Source organism: Marinitenerispora sediminis, from assembly GCF_003336425.1.
Taxonomy (GTDB): Bacteria; Actinomycetota; Actinomycetes; order Streptosporangiales; family Streptosporangiaceae; genus Marinitenerispora; species Marinitenerispora sediminis.
On the sequence record NZ_QEIO01000289.1, the window covers coordinates 1 to 2,187 of the forward strand.

At 73.3% G+C, this 2,187-nt stretch carries 1 protein-coding gene; it reads right to left on the minus strand.

Annotation, left to right across the window (positions count from 1 at the left end; translation table 11 throughout):
- Window positions 1-2,187, minus strand: a 2,187-nt coding sequence (locus DEF28_RS27775; protein ID WP_158562928.1) for a hypothetical protein, incomplete at both ends; no start/stop codon positions are given.

Here is a 2,187-nt window from a genome sequence, read left to right on the forward strand (position 1 = left end):
GGATCGCGGCGGCGTCCAGCGCGCCGGTGTGCTGCCAGCCGTGGGCGCGCGCGATCGCGACGTAGGCGGCGTCGAGGACGTTCGCGCCGTGGTCCTGGATGGTCAGCGGTGTGATCGTCGCGTCCGGCGGCAGGCCGGTGCCGTCCGGCCGCGGGGCCCGGTTGCGCCAGTCCTGGATCGAGCTGTCCAGGTTCCCGTGCGGGTTGCGCAGCCGGGGCGGGGGCGCGGGCGCGGGCGCGGTCTGCTGCTGGCCGGTGCCTGCCGCGCCGGACATGTTCCGTCCGCCGGGGCCGACGGCGGGGCGCTCGGGATCGGCCACCACGTCGAGGTAGGCGGCCTCGAAGGACTCCTGGACGGTGGCGTGGTCGCCCTCGATCGTGTAGGAGCGGCCGCCGTAACTGACCGTGAGCCTGATGTGCTCGGGGGTCTCGGTGATGGCGTAGGGGCCGGTGAGCTCGGTGGTCCAGGCGACGGTGTCCTTGTCCGTCACGGAGTCCGTCTGGTTCGTCCCGGACGACGAGCTGACGGTGGGAGCCGGCGTGACGTTGATGAGCCGGGTGCGGGGAAGGCCGCTCGGCAGGTCACCGGGCTCGTTGCCGCGCGGCAACGGAGTCGGGACCATCGGCGAGAACTCGAACTGCCGTCCGGTGCTCCTGGACGAGGAGTCGGTGGTCCCGCGCGGGGTCGACAGTGTCGTCTCTTCGCCGAACTTGCCCTTGCCGCCGAGGTCGGTGATGACCGGCCGGCCGCGGACGGTCTCGACCTTGATCGTGCCGTGCCGGATCTGGTTGGTGGTCGGGCCGTCGATGCGGAAGAGCTTGACGTCCAGGGTCTTGGGCGCGCCGCGGCCGGTGGTGTGCGCGGTGATCTCGGCCAGGACCGCCTCGCGGCTCTCGCCGGTCAGCGCGTGGTTGTCCCGCCGCAGCCGCGCTTCGAGCTGCACACCCGTCGGGATGGAGCCGCCGCCGGCCCCCTGCGGCCGGGGCGTGCTGCCGAGGTGCGTGCCCTGGTCCTCGAAGCCGGGGCGTACCCGGAACCGGCGGGTGTCGAGGTTCGGGTTGGGCTGCGGCTCGGTCCGGCCGGCGGTCTCGCCGTCGCCGGGGGGCACGTACCGGTCGTTGACGAGGCGGGCCTGGTAGGCGGAGCGCGTGGGGACGTAGCCGAACTCGGCCCGGTCGGCCGTGAACCGCTGACCGCGGTAGTCCGCGCCGCTGGAGTGCCTCGGGATGTTGACCGCGAAGTCCCAGTCCTTGCGCACCTCCGCGGCCCCCGTGATGTCCAGGTTCGCGGTGTAGGGGATGGCGCCGCCCTGCGGATCGAAGCTCCGCTTCTGGGAGTAGGTCGCCGACTCCGAGGTGCTGTGGCCGGAGGTCCAGGTCTTGGTGAGCGGGTTCCAGATCGGCTGGATGGTGGGGGCGTTCGCCTGGTTGGCGCGGAGCCCGTCCGGCCCCTGCGTGCTCCGCAGGCTCTCGGCCGAGGGGTTGGGGTTGCCGGCGCCGCGGACCTCCGTCTCCACGCCGCCGCTCAAGGACGAGCCCTTGGTGCGGCTGATGCTCGTGTCGTGCTGCGAGCTGATCTTGAGGGAGGAGTCCGGCCGCGGGTCGTGGAACGTGGCGTCGGTGCGGTCGGCGAACAGCGCCGTGGTGTGCCGGCCGCTGAAGAAGATGTCCCGCATCCAGTTCCGCGACCGGTGGCCCGGGGCGGGCGGCATCAGGTGCTCGGCGTTCGCCGCGAGCTGCTCGTCCGAGTAGTGCGTGGGGAGGAAGTCGTGCGCGGCCGGCCGCTCCTTGAGGTAGCGCGGCAGCCCGGGGGCCTTGTTGAGCAGGTCGTGCAGCCGCTGGCGCAGGTCGACGTCGCCGACGGTGGTGCTGATCTTCTGGGTGTAGGTCGGGATCGTGTCGAGCCCGGCGGCCTGCGGCGTGCGCGCCGGGGCGTCCGGCCGGCCGCCGTTGATCAGGTCGCGGGCCTGGGTGCGCCGCAGCCCGGTGGTGGTGTCCTCCGCGGGAGTGTCCTGCCGCGTGGGCTCGGGCTCGCGGGCGTGCGGGTCGAGCTGGGCGGGCGCCTCCAGTTCCATCTGGGCGGTGATGCGCACCGGCTGGCCGTTGCCGTCGGTCATCAGGTCGACGCGGTGGCCGTCGTAGAGGTTGGGGCCCCGCTCGTCCTGCGGCCGGAAGGTGTCGCGGGCGG